This is a genomic window from Candidatus Saccharibacteria bacterium, from assembly GCA_016700375.1.
GTDB lineage: Bacteria > Patescibacteriota > Saccharimonadia > Saccharimonadales > UBA4665 > JAGXIT01.
In genome coordinates this window covers 601744-620657 of record CP065016.1, presented here as the reverse complement: position 1 = coordinate 620657, position 18914 = coordinate 601744, and the positions used below count along the sequence as shown (strand labels likewise).

Here is an 18914-nt window from a genome sequence, read left to right as displayed (position 1 = left end):
ACTACAAAGGAGGCATTTGAAACATGCCAAAAACTACTACTAATCTAACAATGGATGACTTGCTCGCGCAGTCAGAGCTGAAACAGCTCGAAACAGGAGACGTCGTCGAAGGAACTATCAGCTCGGTACGGAAACACCAGGTCTGGATAGACTTGGGTCCGCGCGGAGTTGGTATTGTCATGCGCCGCGAAGTTGGCCACGGCCAATCTCTCGAGGAAGGTTCACCAGTGACAGTAAGCGTCATAGACCCCGAAATGGATGAGGGCTATGCACTGCTCAGCATGCGTCGGGCCGCGAAAGACCGGGGTTGGGATGAACTCCAGCGCGTGTTTGAAGCTGGCGAAATCATCGATATCCAGGCCTACGATGCAAATCGTGGCGGACTTCTTGTCGAGCTAGAGGGCATACGCGGTTTCTTGCCCGTGTCACAGTTGGCGGCGGGGCACTATCCACGCGTCAGTGGCGCAGACAAAGACGAAATACTGCAAAAGTTGAACGCACTAACAGCTATACCACTGCGTGTTCGTATTTTGGATGTGAGCCGCAAAGACAACAAGCTCATCTTCTCTGAAAAGGAAGCCGTCAAAGATGATATGCAGGCTCGGTTCTCTGAGCTGAAAGTCGGCGACGAAGTTGAAGGTGTTGTAACAGGTGTGATTGACTTTGGTGCATTCATGAACGTTGATGGCATAGAAGGACTTATTCACATTAGTGAAATTAGCTGGGAGCGCGTAGAAAACCCGCGCGACTATGTGAAGGTCGGCGAAACCGTGAAGGCGAAGATTATCGCTATAGACAAAGACCGCCTGAGTCTCAGCCTGAAACAAATGAGCGAGGACCCTTGGCTGAAAGAAGTCAAAGCCTTTAAGAAGGGCGAAAAAGTCGAGGGTAAAATTACGCGTATTACGCCATTTGGGGCATTTGTCCAGTTGAGCTCGAGCGTCGAAGCGCTTGTGCACGTCAGTGAAATGGGCGATGACGACAGTGTGGATCCAGAGAAAATCTTCCAGCTGAATGAGAAGAAAACGTTCAAGGTGCTCGATATAGACACCGAAGCACGCAAAATCTCTCTCAGTCTCAAGAGTGTTAAGTAAATTCATAGTTGGCCCGTTTGGCGGGCAGAAAGGAGCAGGTTACTATGGCAGCCTCAATCGAAGTGCCAGATAGTATCACCGTCGGCGAACTTGCCGAAGTGCTCCAGCTGCCTGCTACGCGGCTTATTGGTGAACTTTTTAAAAACGGTGTTGTTGCCACCATAAATGAGCGGCTCGACTTCGATACCGCTCAGATTATTGTCGGTGAGCTTGGTCTAGACGTGGAACTTTCACGTAAAGTGGTCGAAATAGAACCAGTCAAGCGCCAAAAGGCCGCCCAAACGGCAAATGCTACCGACCGACCACCAGTGGTAGCAGTAATGGGTCACGTTGACCACGGTAAAACTAGCTTGCTCGATGCCATTCGGAGCGCACAGGTAGCCAAGGGAGAAGCCGGGGGTATTACCCAGCATATTTCGGCCTACCAGGTAGAGCACAAAGACCGATTAATTACTTTTTTGGACACACCGGGTCATGAAGCCTTTGCAGCAATTCGTCAGCACGGCGCGGACCTGACCGATATTGTTATCATTGTGGTTGCCGCCGATGACGGTGTGAAGCCGCAGACTATAGAGGCTATTCGCTATGCAAAAAACGCTGGTACCAAAATAGTTGTTGCTATAAACAAAATGGATAAAGAGGGTGCTAACCCCGGGCTTGTCATGGGACAGCTTGCCGAGCATGGTGTGGTTGCTGATGACAAGGCATGGGGTGGCGACGTGCCAATGGTTGAGGTTAGCGCTAAGGCGGGCGATGGCCTGACAAACTTGCTTGACACGGTGCTGCTTGTGGCCGACATAGACGAACTGAAGGCCGATGCCACGGTATCTGCCCGCGGGCTTATTATAGAGGCGCATGTCGAGCATGGCCGCGGGCCAATTGCCCACGCACTTATAGAAGAAGGAACGCTCAAAGTCGGGCATTTCATCCTGGCTGGCGGTACCTATGCAAAAGTCCGTAACCTCGACGCTACGACCGGTAAACCAATCAAGAGTGCTGGCCCGTCTACCCCAGTTATTATTAGTGGCTTCAAGACACTACCCGAGTTTGGCGACCAGTTTGAGACGGTTGCTAGTGAACGCGACGCCCGCGAGCGCGCGGCAGTAGTCGCCACCGAGCGCGCTCATGGCAGTAGCCGGAGCGATATGAGCAGCAGCGAACTACTCCGTATTATTAGTCGTACCGACAAGCTTCAAGAACTGCCTATTATTATCAAAGCGGATGTGCAAGGTTCGCTTACCTCCGTAGCAGACAGTCTCAAAAGCATAGAGACCGACGAAGTGGCAGTACGGGTTGCGGGTTCGAGCGTGGGCGTCATAAATGACAACGACATTCATCTCGCCAAGAGCACCGGCGCCATACTATACGGTTTCAATACGAGTGTGGCAAACAACATTAAGCGTCTGGCGAACCGCGATAAGGTCTCGATACGGCTTTACAATGTCATCTACGAGCTCATAGATGATGCCAAAAATGAGCTGAGCAAACTTCTTGCACCCGAAGTAACCGAAAAAGAGATTGGCGCACTTGAGGTAAAGGGTGTGTTTAAAACCACGAAAACAGAGGTGATATGCGGCGGGGAAGTCCTCAGTGGCAAACTAACAGCGCCAGCTATGGTTCGCGTAAAGCGTGGCAAAGAACAGATTGGTGACGCGAAGCTAAAGGGCCTCAAACGTGGCCCAAACGCAGCGAATGACCTTGTTGAGGGTGAACTCGGTGGGCTTGAGCTCGAAACGAACACACGAATTGAGTTGCAAATTGGCGACAAGCTCGAATTTTACGTTGTCGAGACAAAGGAAAGGACGCTATAAAATAGGAGAGGCTCGCCTCTCCTCATCTTTTTAGAATGAATCTAAAAAGACTCTCCTCTCTCTAAAGCCAGCGCGTACGCACTGGTTCGCTACGCTCATATAACAGTGGTTAACCATATATTTTGTGGTATAATTCCCGTATGTTAAAACTAGATAACAATCTTCTCGCAGAACTTGGCCTGGGCAGTCTGCCCGAAGACCAGAAAAAGGCAATGCTCCAGCACATTTATGAAACACTTGAGTTACGCGTTGGAACACAACTAGCCAACCAAATGACTGACAAGCAGCTCGAAGAATTTGAGCGGTTCATAGACGCCGGTGGTGACCAAAATCAGGCTCAGGCGCTCCAGTGGCTCGAAAGCAACCTGCCAAACTACAAGCAAGTGGTAAACGATGTCTTTGAGGCACTAAAAGTAGAAATAAAAGGCATGGCACCCCAGATTGTGGCCACCGCGCAGCAGCAACCAGCCGTCTCGCAACCACAGGATACTGCACAGGTTACGGCGCAGCCGTATCAGCAGCCGCAAGTCGCGCAAACCCCTCAGCCCGCACAGTACACCTCAGTCGAACCGACGCCCGAAGAGCAAAAAACAGTTCAGTTATACCTAGACAACGGCTACAAAGATGTTGCCATGGTTGTTGACTCTAACGGTCAGCGCCTCTTACGCTCCCGGGCCCCACTAGACACCGACCCAACGTATAAAAGCCTCTAAATTAGCTCTAGCTATCTGTAAATGCGGGCTTTCGTGCATGTGCCTCCGTCATTCTGATTCGCCAGTCGGCAGAGAGGAATCTTCTCACTCATGTGCGGTCTCGTCCGCACACCACGACCTTCTTTCTTTGCTGCCAAAGAAAGAAGGCTAAAGAAACCAGGCCAGAGCTCTAGCATCTTGGTCAGCTCTTGTCAGCTCTACAACCGATGCGAGAACTCATTCCGGTAGTACTTGCCGCAGGCAACTACTACCTCCTTTCAAACAACTCGCATCGCCTATCGGGAGTTGTAGAGACTGACAACATCTGAGCCAGGAGCTTACGCATGGCCGTCTCAGGTGTATCGCTGATGCGATGATTTCTAGGCGTCCTTCGGCCGCGTTTTAAACCCTAGTCTTTTTCATTTCTCTTGACGCATATCTCCGTAAAGAGCTAAGCTGAACATAAATGGGGAAGTAGCTCAGTTGGCTAGAGCGCAGCATTCGCATTGCTGAGGTCGAGGGTTCGACTCCCTTCTTCTCCACCATTTTCACCTATAATTTGTAAAGTGAGCAAGTTGTGCAAGACATTCTTAAGAAGATAATATTGACTCCGTACTACTCTCAGATATTCATCCAAATTCCAGGTCGGAAAGACTATCCCCAGTTTGAAGGCGGTGAAAAGTATGTAATAAATAAAGGATGTATAGTTGTCGCTACTACCCCAGATCATTTGGGCGATGTTACTATTGAAATCCACTCTACATTTATGAAAGCTCCCAGGGACGCAATCTTCTTAGCCACTTTTTACCTTGAAAAATATGTGCCGAAAATTGAGATAGGTGAAGTAACTGCTTCAGAAGGAAAATATGCGAATGTACCTTTAGGCTGTAAAGGGTTTGACATTTACATAAACCGAATTGAAAACCCGGATTATATAACGCTTATTCCAAAATTTTAGTCAAGGAATTGTTTGTATCCGGCTAAAAATGCGCTTGCGGGCATGGCGGGTTTGCCGGCGGGTTTGAGGCTGTCTATGACGAGGATGCCGTCGGCAGTCTGGAGACAGAGTTGTTTGTTGGCAATGAATATTGTTTTTTTATCTACATTATGTAAAGTGTTATCGGCAACATGTGCGGCAGTTATGACGACATCTTTGTTTGCAATGACGGTACGGCTGCCTGGCCAGCCCGAGTAGGCGCGCACCTCTCGCTCGAGCTGTGCGGCCGACTTTGTGAGGTCAATTATGCCGTCTTTCTTGGTAAGTTTGCGCGAGTACGAAACCTCGCGCGGATAGTCGACTTCTGGGACTATATCTGCCACGTTATCCTGTGAAATTGCCCGCGGATTTTCCATGTAGCGCGGCAGCGTATCTCGGAGCAGCCCGGCGCTCAGGTTGACCAAATCGTGTGTAAGTGAATGGTTTGTTTCGGTGCCGTCCATGTCGTACAGTCCAAACGCTACTATATCGCCTTCGTCTAGTTTTTCGACAACCTTCATTAGGCTCACCCCAGTTTGCTTCTGGCCGCTTACTATAGAAAACGTAATGGGGTCTGCGCCCCGCCACTGCGGCAGCAAACTAAAATGACTGTTGAGTATGCCAAGCGGGAAGCTGTGTATTACGTCTTGCCGTACGATTATGCCAAAGTCTATCAGTACCGCAAGTCGACTATGAAATGATTGCCCTAAAACTTTTTCAGATACTTCGGCTGCGTTGGTTACAGGGATGACTGGTAGCGCAAGCTGCTTTGCTACATCCAAGACGGGGAAGTCGCCTTTATGGTGCTGCGGCTTTGGTTTCGTGATTACTGCCTCAATACTGAAATCCGTCGCAAGCAGCCGCAGTGACTCTGCTGCAACTGGCCCCGTACCAAAGAACACCACGCTAATATCACCATCTGTGCTGCGTGAAAGCTCCGACCTTTCACGCTTTTGCTTGGGGCTAATCCCAGAGTTCGGCGTTGTGTTCGATGTCTTGTTCATAGTCTTTTGGCTCCAGTTTGCCAGACTCCGTTAGGGTAAAGAAGGCAGCTGAATCATCTTTTATATGGTCTATAAAGACAATGCCGTTCGTGTGGTCGATTTCGTGCTGAAAAATGCGCGCCAGAAAGCCCTCGGCTGTAAGGCGGATTTCCTTGCCATGCTCGTTCAGTGCTTTTACGCGCACCTTGCTGTGCCGGGGGACCAGACCGTATACATTTTTTATACTAAGGCAGCCTTCGTAGTCCGCAACAACCTCGCCCTCATACTTTGTAATCTCTGGGTTGATGAAAACGCGAAATGTTCGGTCACTTTTGTCTTCGAAATTGTTACGTATGACAACAACGCGCCAGAGTTCATCTATTTGAACAGCGGCGAGTGCCACACCAACCTCATGGTCACGGCCGTCTTCCCACTTGAGCGTGGCGTCCTGCATGTCGACAATGAGTTGTTTGACTTCGTCGCCAATGAAGCCGACTTTTTTACTGCGCTGCCGCAGATGTGGGTTTGGTAGGGTGATTAGCTGTTTACTCATTGTGGCTAGTATAACAGACACGAGCTTCGCACCAGCCAGCCTGCTCAGATGCGGAGCATCTGACTCCGCTGGCTTCTCTTCACCCCAAAGAATCGTTCCGATTCGTTGGGGGCCCTGGTTTGGCTCCTGCACATTTTTTCTCTGTAGTACTCACTTCACCGTACCCTAGTACGGTTCGTTCCGTGCTGCGAGGAGAAAATGCGCATGAGCTCAAAGTGCGAAGCTCGTGTCTACTTGTCCGTCCGCCGCTACAAAAGGTTTATAGGGTCGAGGTCGTGGGTCCAGCCGCTTGGGAGAGCCTGTGCAATGTCGACCAGCGCTTGGCGCTGGGCACTTTTGACTATGAGCTGCCATTTGTATTTGCCGCTTTCACGGGGATGAAACGCAGGCGACGGACCTTCAACGTTTAACCCGGGATGGCTATTATCAATCTGTTCCTTTAACTTCATTGCTGTTTTTTCTGCCGAGGAACTGGTAGCGCGCAGGCAGGTGAGTTTAAGAAGATACGTGAAGGGCGGGAAATGAAAAGTGTGTCGTTCTGACAGCTCGCGGGCATAAAAACCGGCCCAATCGCGCTGCAAAGCGGCAAGAATGGTTGGATGCGACGGGTTGTATGTTTGTATGTACACCGTGCCGGCACGGTGGCCGCGTCCAACGCGACCGATTACCTGCGTAAGCAACTGGAAGGTACGTTCGGAGGCGGTGTAGTCCGGTATAAGCAGGCTGCTGTCAGCACTTAGTATCCCAACTACAGAAAGGTTTGGCAGGTCGAGCCCCTTGGTTATCATTTGGGTACCGACGATGATATCGACATTGCCTTCTTTGAGGGCGGCGAGGTGGTTTTCTAGCTGTTCTGCTTTGGTTGCGTCGGTGTCGAAGCGCATGACGCGGGCGTGCGGGAAGAGTCGCTTCACTTCCTCTACTACGGCTTTTGTGCCGATGGTTTTGAGGATGATATCTGTTTCCGAGCAGTCTGGACAGCTGCCGGGTAGGGGCTGGGTGCGGCCGCACACATGACAACGCATAAGATGTGTATCGCCGTGGTAGGTCATAGCGAGGTCACAGTGTGGACACAGGGCTTGCCAACCGCACTGACTACAGAGTATGGCGCTTGCAGTGCCTCGGCGGTTGAGGAACAGTAAACTTTGTTCGTGCTTGCTCATGGCGAGCTGCACGGCCTCTACTAGCAGCGTTGTGAAGACACTACTCCGACTCAGCTGGCTTCTATCGCGCAGGTCGATGATGTGCAGGCTGGCCTCTGTATCGCTGGCTACCGCTCGTGACGCGAGCTGTATGATGGGCCGGTCTCGAGCCTCAAGCAGGTGATGTTCTTCAACACTTGGGGTGGCAGTGCCACTGACAAGACGGGCTCCGTGTAGCTGGGCGAGCTTGGCGGCAACTCGTTCACTGCGATAGCGAGGCGATGAATCGCTCTTGTATGCTTGGTCATGAGACTCGTCTATGACAATCAGCCCGAGCTGCTGCACGGGCGCGAACAGGGCAGAGCGCGGCCCGATGACAATGAGCGGGTGTTTGCTTGAGATGATTTGGTACCATATGTCTCGCCGCGCTGCCGCAGTTAGCCGGGAATGCAGCACAAAAACCTGTTCTGGAAAAACACCCGTAAAACTATCTGTCAGTTGCGCGGTGAGGCCTATTTCGGGCGTGAGAATAATAGCCGATTTTCCGCCCTTCAGAGTTTGCCGCGTCAGTTCAATATACAGACGTGTCTTGCCGCTGCCGGTGATGCCGTGGAGGAGGTGATAGCCCTGTGGTTGTATGTCAGCGAGGGCGCGTGATTGTTCGACTGTTAGCACGGGTAAGGTTTTTGAATTTTGAATTTTGAATTTTGAATTTGTTTGGTCATTGGTATTTGATGATTGGTTATTACTGATTTTCCGTGGAAAAGCGGTCGAGGGTGGCAGAAACTGTCGCACCACGCCGCCAAAAGGAGCTGGATAGTACTCGTAGAGCCAATCAATCAGACCCAGAAGGGCACTGGGTAGCGGCGGCGCTTGAGCCGCGGCCGACACGCTTTTTGCTGAAAAACTAGGTTCTGCCACCTCGCGCAGTACAATACCGAGCACGCATCGACTGCGCAGCGCAATTCTCACAACGGAACCAGGCAGTAGTGAGGCCTCTGATGAATATGTCAGGGCACTTTTACCGTGATATTGCAGGTCGCCAACGAGCACCTCGTAGTAGTACATACTACTGATTATAGATGACTGCACACCTATACACGAATGAACTCTCCTGAGCTTCCCTCAGGAAATGACTTGTTCGTCAACAAAAACCAAAAAATGATGTTGAAATGCAACTCAAACGTTGTTAGTATAGATGTACTACGTTGTCGTAACGACAATAAAAGGCTTATGTAAAGGTAAGGGCAACACAATATGCTAGACGTCTTCATCACCAGCCGAGTTCGCCGCAAGATTATTGTTATCTATGCCAAGTACCCAGACTTTAAAACACATGTTCGCGGCCTCGCCAAGCTTATCAAGGAAGACGCTGGCAACATCCAGCGCGAACTGAAGCGCCTCGAGAAAGCTGGCTTTCTTATATCTGAAAAACAGGGAAACACGAAAATCTACCACACGAACAAGCAGTTCATCATCTTCAAAGAGCTCCAAAGCATTGTCCTCAAAAGCCAGCGCACCCAACAAAAACGCCACGTCAGCTAGCTGCTTTTAACCGATTTCTCACCGTATTGGGCGTTAAGCCATAGCCTGTCGCATGTTGCCCATACCAGTTTAGGCCGACGAGTGTGTTATCAAGCTCTAGTCCTGCTAGCCAATCCTCGATCCATTTATCTATTGGAATTTCAAACGGGGTAAAGCCATGATACGCCTCTACCGTATCTATAACTTTTTGAGCGCGGGATTGCGTTGACCAAAAAGGCATGACACGTTGGGTTTTTCCGCCTACGAGCGGAGCAGGGAAGCCTCGGGCATCTTTTATAGTCCAAACTGATTCTTGAATACGAGCTTCTTTGAAAAATAGTGCTTGTTGTGCAGCGCTTAGCGACATAATCGAAGTATACCAGGGCTGTTTGTATACCAAAAAACGACACCCGCTCACCCCTACAAGGGTCAGTTGCATAAGAAGCGCAAAGCCCTACCCTTTTACGGGGGTGATTTTATGTTATTTGTAATGCTGCTGATGTTGAGTGCAGTAGCGGCGCGGACAAGTTTCTCGTCGTAGGTATAGAGGTGGGGGATGCCATTGTCAAGCATGAGTTGAAGGATGAGGCAGTCGTTCAGCCCGACATTTACTGACCCAAGAAGTTTTGTGTAGCGCTGTGCGAATGCAAAATCTGCAATTGGTTCGAGGAGATATAGACCTGGTATTTTCGAAATGTCACCCAGCGCATCGGGTACTGCCTCTGCGCCAAACACCTGCAACGTGACGTGTAAGACCTCCTCAAGCGCATGGTGTGACGTGCATAACGCCGCCCCGATTTCTATGAAGTGGCTCAGCGTATTTTCTGTGTGCGCGTGATGCGGACTGCTGCCATCGAGATAATATAGTAGGACATTGGCATCGAGAAAAACTACGCTCTTCTCAGCTGTCATATTTCGTGAGGGCTATTTCATTGAATAATTCCGGCGTAAGTTCACGCCCAAGCTGTTTGGTGAAGTTAAAACGCCCGCCAGCGGGAAGCGTTGGTTTGTGGGTGTCAACAGATTTTGTCGGGGTAATTTCCCCTATAGGCTGCGAGCGGTACACTACTGTGTATGAATTGCCGCGTGCCAGCCCAGCTCGTATTCGTGGCATATCGGTTCGCAACTGTTTAGTAGAAATAATAATACTTGCCATACTGTAGAATAGTGTAGCATAAGTTCACCGGAAGTTGCAAGTTGCGGTTAACTTTAAATGAACTTCGGTTGACGCGTGATTTTCTTATCTCTTATCTCTTGTCTCTTGTGTCTATCCCTGTTATACTCCTACGGTTATGATAGAAGTGACACGAAAAGACGGGAAAGAGAGTGCCGAAAACCTGGTGCGACGGTTTAATCGCCGCGTACAGCAATCCGGGCTCGTTATCGCCGTTAAATCAGGCCAATACTTCGAGAAGCCACTGAGCAAGCGCGATCGCCGTAAGAAGGCAATCATCCGCAATGAGCGGAAGGCTCTGAAGCTAAAGAAGATTAAACTTGGCCAAAAGTAAACGCGACTAGGCCGCGCATTTTGAGCGAACCGCTCCAGTCCGCGCTCACCGTACCTTAGTACGGCTCGCTTACGGGCTTCCCGCTTCATCTCAAACTGCACTGGCCTACTCACGTTTACGACGCGGGAAGGGGAGTCGGTATGATAAAGCAGAAATTACAAGATGATGTGAAGGCGGCCATGTTGGCTGGTGATTCGCTGCGCCTTGAAACCCTGCGGGGTCTCAAGAGCGTCATTTTGTATGCGGAAGTGGCAGCTGGCAAGCGTGAAGAAGGCCTGACTGACGATGAAATCCTTGCGCTTTTTTCCAAAGAAGCCAAAAAACGCCAGGAAAGCGCGGAGCTTTATATACAGGGTGGTGCTCAGGAAAAAGCCGACAAAGAGCTTGCCGAAAAGGCCATCATAGAAGCCTACCTTCCGGCGCAATTGAGTGAGGCGGAACTGGCGGCCATAATAGACGAAGTGCTAAATGAAGTGAAACCAGCAGGCTTGCAACAGATGGGGCAGGTCATAGGCCAAGTGAAATCAAAGGTTGGCAATACAGCCGACGGCAGTCTAATAGCGAAACTAGTTAAGGAGAAACTATCATGATACTACTGATGGGGCCAGCCGGTGCTGGAAAAAGCTTGCAAGGGCACAAACTAGCCGACGAACACGGCTATGCCTATATATCGACTGGTGAGATATTTCGATTGTTCCTGACTGGGCACCGCCGGGCGGCAATGCTAGAAGGCAAGCTTATGACCGATGATGAAACCATAGATATGATAGACAAGGTTTTTGACATCATCGACACAACGGGCGAGTTTATCCTCGATGGGTTTCCCCGCACGGCGACTCAGGTGGAGTGGCTTATGAAACAGGTCAAAAAAGGTCGGTTCGGGAAGCCAGTGGTAGTCCACATGGACGTGAGCGAAAAAGAGACACGCCGCCGCCTTGGTCTCCGCGGTCGCCCAGATGACACACCCGAGGCCATCACCGAACGCTACAAGTTGTACGCAAGCAAGACCCAGCCTATTTTGCAGCAGTTTCGTGAGGGTGGCGTGGTTGTACACGATGTCAATGCCGACGGCACTCCTACTAAGGTATATAAAAACATTGTTGATGCGCTGGGCATACCTGAAAAATTCTAATAGTATTTCCAAGAAAGGCTAGAGACAGATGCAGCCAAAAACAGATGCCGAAATAAAGGCTATGCGTGAAAGCGGGTGTATTTTGGCGACTGTTCTAGAAAAAATCCGACGCGAAGTTCGCGTCGGCATGACACCCAAGCAGGTTTCTGAGCTGGCGGCGAAGGAAACAGAACGGCTCGGCGGTGTGCCGGCTTTTAAGGGCTTTGAAGGCTACCCAGACATTATTTGCATATCTAACAACAACGAGGTGCAGCACAGCATACCGAACGAGGTGCCGTTTAAGAACGGTGATGTTGTGAATTTTGACTACGGCGTGATAGTAAAAGGTATGATAACTGACGCAGGGATTACGGTGTGCATAGGGGGCAAACCAGATGCAGATGCAGTGCGGCTTCTGAAGGGCACGGAAGAGGCGTTATATGCAGGGCTCGATGTCGTGCGAGACGGCGCACGTGTAGGGGATATATCTGCCACCATAGAGAAAGTACTGCGTTCGTACAACCTTGGTATCGTGCGCGAGCTAGTTGGTCACGGTGTGGGGCATGAGCTTCATGAAGCACCCGAAATACCAAACCACGGCCATGCCGGTACTGGCCCAACGCTGAAAGCTGGTATGACTATAGCAATTGAGCCAATTACCACACTCGGTGACCACAAAATCTTCGGTGCACACGACGGTTGGACGCTCCTAACGGTCGACGGCAGTCGCAGCGCCCAGTTTGAACACACTGTCCTTGTTACCCAAGAAGGCTGCGAAATATTGACGCAAGTCTAGTGGGTCGGCACCAGACACGGTCCGGAAGCCGGAAATTGCATGCAATTTCTTCGGCTTGTGTACCAATTATCCTGTTACCTGTCACGCATGAATTAACAATTACCATGTAACAATTGAGTTCCAATCGTTACAGGTTACATGGTCATCCAATGTGACACGTTACAGGTTACATGTGACACAACCCAAATTGTATACAATTTGCGGCTCCCGTAAGAACAAGATCATAACAATAGTTGCGCGTAAGCAAGCTCTAGCGGTATACTGGGGTCAATATGCGCGATGGCCATCCACCTGAACACTACGTCGGTCTTGATATCGGCACGTCTACCGTTCGCTGTGTCATTGGTGCGCGAGACACGAACGACCCGGCGGCTATATCTGTCATTGGACATGGCAGCAGTCCAAATCAGGGTATGCGTAAGGGTGTTGTTATGCATGTGGACGAAACGGTTGAAGCAATTGTGCAGGCAATCACTGAGGCAGAGCGTATATCTGGCGTACGGATAGAACACGCCACGGTTAATGTAAACGGGGCGCATGTGAGTGGCATGAATTCACGCGGGACCATTGCTATCAGTGGCCCTAACCGTGAGATTACGGCAGAAGACAGAGACAGGGTGGAAGAGGCAGCGGCAATTGTAAAGCTGCCAGCAAACCGCGAAATATTGCAGGTATTTGCCAAAAACTACCGGCTTGACGGTCAAGACAACTTGAAAGACCCGGTTGGTATGCACGGCGTGCGACTGGAAGTAGACTGTCATATTCTGACGGCGGCAACCCCAAACGTCCGTAACCTAGACCTTGTGCTCGAGAAGGCGCAGGTTCGACCACAGCACCGCACGGTATCGTCCTTGGCGGCCGCAGAGGCTGTGCTTGACCGCAAACAGAAAGAGGCGGGTACGGCTGTGGTGGATATTGGCGCTGGTACGACGAACGTTGTGGTTATAGAAGACGGCGAAATCCAGCATATAGCAGTTATACCCATGGGCGGCACGCACATAACAAACGACCTTGCCATTGGCCTAAAGACCGACCTAGACGTAGCGGAGCAGGTCAAATTGAAGCACGTTACCATTGGTGATACAACCGACAAGACATATAGAATTATTGTTGATGGCACCGGACACACGTTTGAACAGGCCGAGACAAATATGATTGTTGAGGCGCGGGTAGAGGAGCTATTTGAATATGTCGACAAAGAGCTGCAAAAAATTCACCGCTCTCGGAAACTACCTGGTGGTGTCGTCATCGTTGGGGGTAGTGCAGCGTTGCCTGGTCTGGCGGAATTTGCCAAAGAGCGGCTGCAACTTCCTGCGCGGATTGGTAAGATACGCGGGCTTGCGGGACTGGTCGACACGGTAGATGACCCTTCATTTGCAACCGCAACAGGGTTAATGCTCCTCGATATACTACTTGCACCGTACGTAAACGACCAAATCACTTCAACGGATTTATTCGGCGGTGGCCTGCAGTCTACGGTCGGCAAGCTACTAAAGCGCGTCCGTAGGTAAGAACTTACTGCCACGCGAACACGCGAGATACTCAGGCTATGTGCGGTTGAGCGGGAAAAGTATTCGGCAAAATACAGCCCAGACTAATTTTGTACCCAAGTGTGGTTGAACTCCTTAACGTGCTCAGTTATACTAGTCTTGAACCTAAGCGAGGGACGTTGTAATGGCACAGGCAGTTGATCCAGCAATTGAAACATTCGCACGAATAAAAGTGGTTGGTGTTGGTGGTGCTGGTGGCGCGGCCATAAACCGTATGGTTGAGGCTGGCGTAGAAGGCGTTGAATTTGTCGCCATAAACACCGACGCACAGGCGCTTCATAACTCACAAGCAGGAACCAAAATTCACATTGGCCGCGATACGACACGGGGGCTTGGTGCTGGCGCAGACCCGGCTGTTGGCGAACAGGCAGCCAACGAGTCGCGTGACGAAATCAAAGACGCCCTGCAGGGTGCCGATATGATATTTGTGACCATTGGCGCTGGAGGCGGTACGGGCAGCGGTGCGGGGCATATTGTGGCTCAGATTGCAAAAGAGATGGGCGTTCTTGTCGTTGGCTTTGCGACAAAGCCATTTGCATTTGAGGGCGATAAACGTCGCCGTAACGCTGACTCTGCAATAGAAAAACTCCGGAATGCCGTTGACACACTTATTATTATTCCCAATGACCGACTTCTTCAAACAATTGACCGTGCCACACCGCTCCTAGAAGCGTTTAAGGTTGCCGACGATGTCTTGCGTCAAGGCGTTCAGGGCATTTCTGACCTTATTACCGTACACGGACTCATCAACCTTGACTTTGCCGATGTAAAGGCAGTTATGAGGAACGCTGGCTCTGCGCTTATGGGCATTGGACGTGCCAGTGGAGAAAACCGGGCAATCCAAGCTGCGCAACAGGCTATTGAGTCGCCACTACTGGAAGTGTCTATAGATGGCGCTAGGGGAATTCTCTTCAATGTCATTGGTGGCCAAGACCTCTCCATGCACGAAATCAATACCGCCGCCGAGGCAATTACGGCTGCGGCCGACCCAGACGCAAACATTATCTTCGGTGCTACCATTAGTCCTGAGCTCGACGGTGAGATTATCATCACGGTTGTTGCAACCGGATTTGACGCTTCCTATTTTGCGAACCGACAGGCGGCCGTAACATCGCTTCCTGCGCAGCCAGCCGTGCCCGAGGAAAGTACCATAACTCAGCCGCTCGAATCCGTGGCGAAAACTACGGAGAAAGACATGGAAGAGCTGGACATGTCTATTAAGGACAACAGCGCAAAACAAGCAGATGATGCTGCTGACTTTACTAGTGAAACACCCATGCCCAACATATGGGCAATACAGCACGATGATGATAAAGCAAGCTCCCCGCAAGAAAAAACCGACATGCATGCGCCTGTTGTCTCCGAACACGATGAAGACGAACTTGAAAAGCCCTCGTTCCTTCGCAGGCTAACTCGCCGCCGCTCGAAAGACAGTGTCGATTCTGAAGACATCGATAAATAACAGATACAACAAGCGGTTTGTGTATTAAATAATACAGCATAAATATGCTTTACCTTACCCCACCCATAGGGGTATGATGTGTATACAAAACGCTATATGTAGCAAGCGGAGGGTAAGAAGCTTCCTTGTTCTGGTGCGCGCACATTTCAAATAATAAGGGGAGGCAAGGAATGAAATGTAGCCAATGCACGTGCGACGATACGAAAGTTATCGAAAGTCGTGATGTCGCAGAAGGTGAATCAGTCCGTCGGCGCCGCGCGTGTGCCACGTGTGGCTACCGCTTTACCACATACGAACGTATTGAACAGCCACAGCTTATTGTCGTAAAAAACGACAGTACGCGGCAGCTTTTTAATCGCCAAAAGCTCTTGGCGGGGCTATACAGGGCCTGTGAAAAAACGTCGGTTACGGGTCTGCAGCTCGAGAAACTCGTGCAGAGCATAGAGCATGAGCTATACGCCAGAGCAGACAACGAAGTGAGTTCCGGGAAAATCGGCGAAATGGTCATGAGCCGACTGAGCGAACTTGACGAAGTGGCGTATGTCCGGTTTGCGAGCGTATACAGGCGGTTTAGTGATATTGCGAGCTTTGAGCGCGAACTATCGCACATACGACAGCGCAAGCAAGCAGTGACCGATTAGCGACAGATTGGTTCTCCGTATGAATAAAACTACCAACACAAAGTGTGAAATATAAAACAATAAGGTTTTGTGCGCGAGGTGGCGCACAGGCAAAGAAAGTGAGGGTTCTATGGGTCAGGCAACAGATAGCAGCGTGAGGCGGCTTTTTACAGCGCCAAAATCGAAAGCATACGACGCAATTACATGGGCAAAGCGTGATTCGGAGCTTAAAAATCCGTTTACAGGTGAAATAGTTTTTCAGCAGAAAGATGTTGAAATTCCTGAGAGCTGGTCTTTAAACGCGCTCAATATTGTTGCGCAAAAGTACTTTACTGGTACACCAGGCACAAAAGAACGGGAGGTTTCACTCAAGCAGCTCATAGACCGTGTCGTAGACACGGTGGTTCGGCAGGGTCAACAAGAGGGCTATTTTGATACAGTAGCAGAGGCAGAAACATACCGAGAAGAGCTCAAATACGTTCTGGCGACTCAGCGCGCAGCGTTCAATAGCCCGGTATGGTTTAACATTGGTGCGCCGGAGCGCGCACAGCAGGCAAGCGCGTGCTTCATCCTTGGTGTCGAAGATACCATGCCAGCAATTCTCCAGTGGTACACTGACGAAGGTATGATTTTCAAGGGCGGCTCTGGGAGCGGTGTCAATGTCAGCCCTATTCGTAGTAGCGTCGAACCGCTCGGCAAAAGCGCCGGTACGGCCTCTGGCCCCTTAAGCTTCATGCGCGGCGCCGACGCGAGTGCCGGGGCAATTAAAAGCGGCGGCAAGACTCGCCGTGCGGCCAAGATGGTTATACTCAACGTCGACCACCCAGATATAGAGGAATTCATATGGTGTAAGTCCATAGAAGAGGACAAAGCGCGTGCGCTGCAGGCCGCTGGGTTCGATATGAGCCTCGACGGCAAAGACATCCACTCCGTGCAGTACCAGAACGCCAATAACTCCGTCCGTGTTACTGATGAATTCATGAAAGCGGTCGAAGCCGACGGAGACTGGGAGCTGAAGGCGGTCAGTACCGGTAAAACAGTTCGCACCGTGAAGGCGCGGCACATTTTCCGGCAGTTTGCTGAGGCTGCGTGGCGTTGTGCAGACCCTGGTATGCAATTCGATACAGTCATTAACAAATGGCACACGACACCAAACGCAGGCCGGATAAATGGCTCAAACCCATGCAGCGAGTATATGCACCTCGACAACTCGGCTTGTAACCTTGCTAGTATCAACTTGCTCCACTATTTGAACGACGATTTCAGCTTTGACATCGAAAGCTTCAAACACACGGTTGAGCTCATTTTTACCGCCCAAGAGATATTGGTGGGCTACAGCAGCTACCCAACCGAGCGGATTACCAAGAACGCTCGTGCATACCGCGAGCTTGGCATTGGCTACGCTAACCTCGGCGCGCTCCTCATGGCTCAGGGATTGCCCTACGACAGTGCGGAGGGTCGAGCGCAGGCCGCGGCCATTACTGCCATATTGACCGGTCACAGCTATGCGACAAGTGCGCGTATGGCACGTAAGGTTGGTCCGTTTTCTGGCTTCCACAAAGACCGTGACAACATGCTCAAGGTGCTCCGCATGCACCGAGAGGCAGTGAACCACATCGACGCTAGTTTAGTGGCAGAGGACTTACTCAATGCTGCTGCAACGGCATGGGACGAGGCAGTAGAGCTGGGTGAACTCTACGGTGTGCGCAACAGCCAGGCGAGCGTACTCGCACCGACAGGTACCATTGGCCTCATGATGGACTGTGACACCACCGGAATTGAACCAGACCTTGGCCTCGTGAAGGTCAAAAAACTGGTCGGTGGCGGTACGATGAGCATCGTCAACCAAACTGTACCACGTGCGCTCAGGGCGCTTGGCTATAGCGACGAACAGGTTAACGATATTGTGGCCTACATAGACACCGAAAAGACAATTCTCGGTGCGCCGCACCTGCGAAAAGAACACGAGCCGGTATTTGCTTGCTCCATGGGCGACAACTCTATCCACTACCTCGGCCACGTGAAGATGATGGCGGCTGTACAGCCATTCCTGTCTGGCGCTATTAGTAAAACGGTCAATATGCCCGAGTCTGCCACTGTCGAAGATATTGAACAGCTTCATATTGATTCATGGAAAATGGGGCTCAAAGCTGTTGCCATCTACCGTGACAACTGTAAAGTGGCTCAGCCTCTCTCCATGGCAAAGAAAGACGGAGATGACAAGAAAGACGAAGCTGCAGGCGGCTCAGAAGATGGCAAGATTGTCATAAAGGGTGCCATTCGCCGTAAATTACCACGGATTCGCAGCAGCCGGACCTACCGTTTTGTGGTGGCCGACCTCGAGGGTTTCTTTACGGTTGGTGAATACCCAGATGGTGCTCCCGGGGAGCTATTCATTAGCGTGAGCCGCCAGGGTTCAACTCTCGCTGGACTTATGGACTCGTTTGCTATAAGCGTGAGCCATGGCCTGCAGTACGGTGTGCCCCTTAAGAGCTATGTAAAAACCCTGCGTGGCACAAGCTTTGCGCCATTTGGCATTACCGATGACCCAGAGATTCGTACCGCTAGTTCTGTCACCGACTATATTGTGCGCCGTCTGGCGCTGGACTACTTGAGCTTTGATGACCGCCTTGAGCTCGGTCTCGCCAGCCTCGACGACATGCCAGAGGAACAAACGAGCCTCCTCGGTGTCGACGAAGCAGATAGTCAAGTAGAAGTGCCAGTAACCCCCACCAGCTCAAAGCAGGTAACGGTAAGTGGCGAGGCGGCAGAGTCGCAGCCAATGGCACCGGTTCCGGTTGACGCGCCAACGCAAAAGAAACAGACCATTAAGGATGCTACCGCACCGCTTTGCTACAACTGTGGCAACCAAACTCAGCGCTCTGGCAGCTGCTACGTCTGCACGAGTTGTGGCTCGACAACGGGCTGCTCATAGGGAAAGTGCCCGTGTCCCCAAGCCAGAAAAAGCCTCGCAACATCAGGGGCTTTCTTCTGATTAGGTATGATGCCAGCCACTATAGCGACGTTTGTTTTTTCTGGCATCAACCAAAAGTTTACCCATCGTTACTATCGGGTAAATAAGTAAACTATCA

General features: G+C 50.9%; 20 protein-coding genes and 1 tRNA gene. 14 read left to right on the top strand and 7 right to left on the bottom strand.

Annotated elements, in window-relative coordinates; genetic code table 11:
- Window positions 1–23 precede the first annotated feature (23 nt).
- The 5 genes from IPP75_03195 (at window position 24) to IPP75_03175 (ending at window position 4555) form a co-directional block, all read left to right on the top strand.
- Window positions 24–1094 (top strand): S1 RNA-binding domain-containing protein, encoded by a 1071-nt coding sequence (locus IPP75_03195; GenBank protein ID QQS70116.1) that lies wholly within the window; start codon window positions 24–26, stop codon window positions 1092–1094.
- A 44-nt stretch (window positions 1095–1138) separates the two neighbouring features.
- Complete coding sequence (locus tag IPP75_03190) at window positions 1139–2905, top strand: translation initiation factor IF-2 (protein ID QQS70115.1); 1767 nt, start codon at window positions 1139–1141, stop codon at window positions 2903–2905.
- A 140-nt stretch (window positions 2906–3045) separates the two neighbouring features.
- On the top strand, window positions 3046–3618 hold the full coding sequence (locus IPP75_03185; GenBank protein QQS70114.1) for a hypothetical protein: 573 nt from the start codon (window positions 3046–3048) through the stop codon (window positions 3616–3618).
- Between the two features lie 447 nt (window positions 3619–4065).
- Window positions 4066–4142, top strand: a tRNA-Ala gene (locus IPP75_03180).
- A 32-nt stretch (window positions 4143–4174) separates the two neighbouring features.
- Window positions 4175–4555 (top strand): hypothetical protein, encoded by a 381-nt coding sequence (locus IPP75_03175; protein QQS70113.1) that lies wholly within the window; start codon window positions 4175–4177, stop codon window positions 4553–4555.
- Here the strand turns inward: IPP75_03175 and IPP75_03170 are convergent.
- The 3 genes from IPP75_03170 to priA form a co-directional block, all read right to left on the bottom strand.
- The gene (locus IPP75_03170; protein ID QQS70112.1) at window positions 4552–5577 is read right to left on the bottom strand and encodes a methionyl-tRNA formyltransferase; all 1026 of its coding nucleotides are present in this window, start codon (window positions 5575–5577) and stop codon (window positions 4552–4554) included. The two genes, IPP75_03175 and IPP75_03170, sit on opposite strands and share 4 nt — an antisense overlap.
- Window positions 5537–6109 (bottom strand): peptide deformylase, encoded by a 573-nt coding sequence (gene def / locus IPP75_03165; GenBank protein QQS70111.1) that lies wholly within the window; start codon window positions 6107–6109, stop codon window positions 5537–5539. Before def ends, IPP75_03170 begins: the two co-directional genes overlap by 41 nt.
- Before the next feature lie 248 nt (window positions 6110–6357).
- Complete coding sequence (gene priA / locus IPP75_03160; GenBank protein ID QQS70110.1) at window positions 6358–8319, bottom strand: primosomal protein N'; 1962 nt, start codon at window positions 8317–8319, stop codon at window positions 6358–6360.
- 189 nt (window positions 8320–8508) lie between these two features.
- Between priA and IPP75_03155 the strand changes: the two genes are divergently transcribed.
- Window positions 8509–8796, top strand: coding sequence for a winged helix-turn-helix transcriptional regulator (locus IPP75_03155; protein ID QQS70109.1), 288 nt, complete (start codon window positions 8509–8511; stop codon window positions 8794–8796).
- Here the strand turns inward: IPP75_03155 and IPP75_03150 are convergent.
- The 3 genes from IPP75_03150 to IPP75_03140 all read right to left on the bottom strand — a co-directional run bounded on the left by IPP75_03150 (window position 8789) and on the right by IPP75_03140 (window position 9931).
- Window positions 8789–9142 (bottom strand): DUF2750 domain-containing protein, encoded by a 354-nt coding sequence (locus tag IPP75_03150; protein ID QQS70108.1) that lies wholly within the window; start codon window positions 9140–9142, stop codon window positions 8789–8791. The genes IPP75_03155 and IPP75_03150 overlap by 8 nt on opposite strands.
- Window positions 9143–9237: 95 nt before the next feature.
- The gene (locus IPP75_03145) at window positions 9238–9687 is read right to left on the bottom strand and encodes a type II toxin-antitoxin system VapC family toxin (GenBank protein QQS70107.1); all 450 of its coding nucleotides are present in this window, start codon (window positions 9685–9687) and stop codon (window positions 9238–9240) included.
- A complete protein-coding gene (locus IPP75_03140; GenBank protein QQS70106.1) occupies window positions 9677–9931 on the bottom strand; it encodes a hypothetical protein in 255 nt (84 codons plus the stop codon). The genes IPP75_03145 and IPP75_03140 overlap by 11 nt, the downstream gene beginning before the upstream one ends.
- Window positions 9932–10067: 136 nt before the next feature.
- On the opposite strand from IPP75_03140, the gene rpsU reads away from it, so the two are divergent.
- From rpsU to IPP75_03100, 8 genes are all read left to right on the top strand, one after another.
- Complete coding sequence (gene rpsU, locus IPP75_03135; GenBank protein ID QQS70105.1) at window positions 10068–10283, top strand: 30S ribosomal protein S21; 216 nt, start codon at window positions 10068–10070, stop codon at window positions 10281–10283.
- Window positions 10284–10423: 140 nt separating this feature from the next.
- A complete protein-coding gene (locus tag IPP75_03130) occupies window positions 10424–10873 on the top strand; it encodes a GatB/YqeY domain-containing protein (protein QQS70104.1) in 450 nt (149 codons plus the stop codon).
- Window positions 10870–11415 carry a nucleoside monophosphate kinase gene (locus tag IPP75_03125; GenBank protein ID QQS70103.1) on the top strand — a complete coding sequence of 182 codons (546 nt, stop codon included), beginning with the start codon at window positions 10870–10872 and terminating at the stop codon, window positions 11413–11415. The genes IPP75_03130 and IPP75_03125 overlap by 4 nt, the downstream gene beginning before the upstream one ends.
- Before the next feature lie 28 nt (window positions 11416–11443).
- The gene (gene map / locus IPP75_03120; protein QQS70102.1) at window positions 11444–12190 is read left to right on the top strand and encodes a type I methionyl aminopeptidase; all 747 of its coding nucleotides are present in this window, start codon (window positions 11444–11446) and stop codon (window positions 12188–12190) included.
- A gap of 272 nt (window positions 12191–12462) precedes the next feature.
- The gene (gene ftsA / locus IPP75_03115) at window positions 12463–13701 is read left to right on the top strand and encodes a cell division protein FtsA (GenBank protein QQS70101.1); all 1239 of its coding nucleotides are present in this window, start codon (window positions 12463–12465) and stop codon (window positions 13699–13701) included.
- 163 nt (window positions 13702–13864) lie between these two features.
- Window positions 13865–15202: a cell division protein FtsZ gene (gene ftsZ / locus IPP75_03110; protein QQS70100.1), complete on the top strand. Its 1338-nt coding sequence runs from the start codon at window positions 13865–13867 to the stop codon at window positions 15200–15202.
- Between the two features lie 170 nt (window positions 15203–15372).
- Window positions 15373–15843 (top strand): transcriptional repressor NrdR, encoded by a 471-nt coding sequence (nrdR, locus tag IPP75_03105; protein ID QQS70099.1) that lies wholly within the window; start codon window positions 15373–15375, stop codon window positions 15841–15843.
- A gap of 109 nt (window positions 15844–15952) precedes the next feature.
- Entirely contained in the window at window positions 15953–18757 is a 2805-nt protein-coding gene (locus tag IPP75_03100) for a vitamin B12-dependent ribonucleotide reductase (GenBank protein QQS70098.1), read from the top strand.
- Here the strand turns inward: IPP75_03100 and IPP75_03095 are convergent.
- Window positions 18715–18864 carry a hypothetical protein gene (locus tag IPP75_03095; GenBank protein QQS70097.1) on the bottom strand — a complete coding sequence of 50 codons (150 nt, stop codon included), beginning with the start codon at window positions 18862–18864 and terminating at the stop codon, window positions 18715–18717. The two genes, IPP75_03100 and IPP75_03095, sit on opposite strands and share 43 nt — an antisense overlap.
- Window positions 18865–18914 lie beyond the last annotated feature (50 nt).

What these genes read in the sequence shown, in the direction of transcription:
- priA (QQS70110.1), bottom strand. Translation starts at nt 8,319, where the DNA reads ATGTACTACTACGAGGTGCTCGTTGGCGACCTGCAATATCACGGTAAA.
- IPP75_03140 (QQS70106.1), bottom strand. Translation starts at nt 9,931, where the DNA reads ATGGCAAGTATTATTATTTCTACTAAACAGTTGCGAACCGATATGCCA.
- IPP75_03145 (QQS70107.1), bottom strand. Translation starts at nt 9,687, where the DNA reads ATGACAGCTGAGAAGAGCGTAGTTTTTCTCGATGCCAATGTCCTACTA.
- IPP75_03150 (QQS70108.1), bottom strand. Translation starts at nt 9,142, where the DNA reads ATGTCGCTAAGCGCTGCACAACAAGCACTATTTTTCAAAGAAGCTCGT.
- IPP75_03195 (QQS70116.1), top strand. Translation starts at nt 24, where the DNA reads ATGCCAAAAACTACTACTAATCTAACAATGGATGACTTGCTCGCGCAG.
- IPP75_03100 (QQS70098.1), top strand. Translation starts at nt 15,953, where the DNA reads ATGGGTCAGGCAACAGATAGCAGCGTGAGGCGGCTTTTTACAGCGCCA.
- ftsA (QQS70101.1), top strand. Translation starts at nt 12,463, where the DNA reads ATGCGCGATGGCCATCCACCTGAACACTACGTCGGTCTTGATATCGGC.
- def (QQS70111.1), bottom strand. Translation starts at nt 6,109, where the DNA reads ATGAGTAAACAGCTAATCACCCTACCAAACCCACATCTGCGGCAGCGC.
- IPP75_03155 (QQS70109.1), top strand. Translation starts at nt 8,509, where the DNA reads ATGCTAGACGTCTTCATCACCAGCCGAGTTCGCCGCAAGATTATTGTT.
- IPP75_03095 (QQS70097.1), bottom strand. Translation starts at nt 18,864, where the DNA reads ATGCCAGAAAAAACAAACGTCGCTATAGTGGCTGGCATCATACCTAAT.
- nrdR (QQS70099.1), top strand. Translation starts at nt 15,373, where the DNA reads ATGAAATGTAGCCAATGCACGTGCGACGATACGAAAGTTATCGAAAGT.
- ftsZ (QQS70100.1), top strand. Translation starts at nt 13,865, where the DNA reads ATGGCACAGGCAGTTGATCCAGCAATTGAAACATTCGCACGAATAAAA.
- IPP75_03185 (QQS70114.1), top strand. Translation starts at nt 3,046, where the DNA reads ATGTTAAAACTAGATAACAATCTTCTCGCAGAACTTGGCCTGGGCAGT.
- map (QQS70102.1), top strand. Translation starts at nt 11,444, where the DNA reads ATGCAGCCAAAAACAGATGCCGAAATAAAGGCTATGCGTGAAAGCGGG.
- IPP75_03170 (QQS70112.1), bottom strand. Translation starts at nt 5,577, where the DNA reads ATGAACAAGACATCGAACACAACGCCGAACTCTGGGATTAGCCCCAAG.
- IPP75_03125 (QQS70103.1), top strand. Translation starts at nt 10,870, where the DNA reads ATGATACTACTGATGGGGCCAGCCGGTGCTGGAAAAAGCTTGCAAGGG.
- rpsU (QQS70105.1), top strand. Translation starts at nt 10,068, where the DNA reads ATGATAGAAGTGACACGAAAAGACGGGAAAGAGAGTGCCGAAAACCTG.
- IPP75_03190 (QQS70115.1), top strand. Translation starts at nt 1,139, where the DNA reads ATGGCAGCCTCAATCGAAGTGCCAGATAGTATCACCGTCGGCGAACTT.
- IPP75_03130 (QQS70104.1), top strand. Translation starts at nt 10,424, where the DNA reads ATGATAAAGCAGAAATTACAAGATGATGTGAAGGCGGCCATGTTGGCT.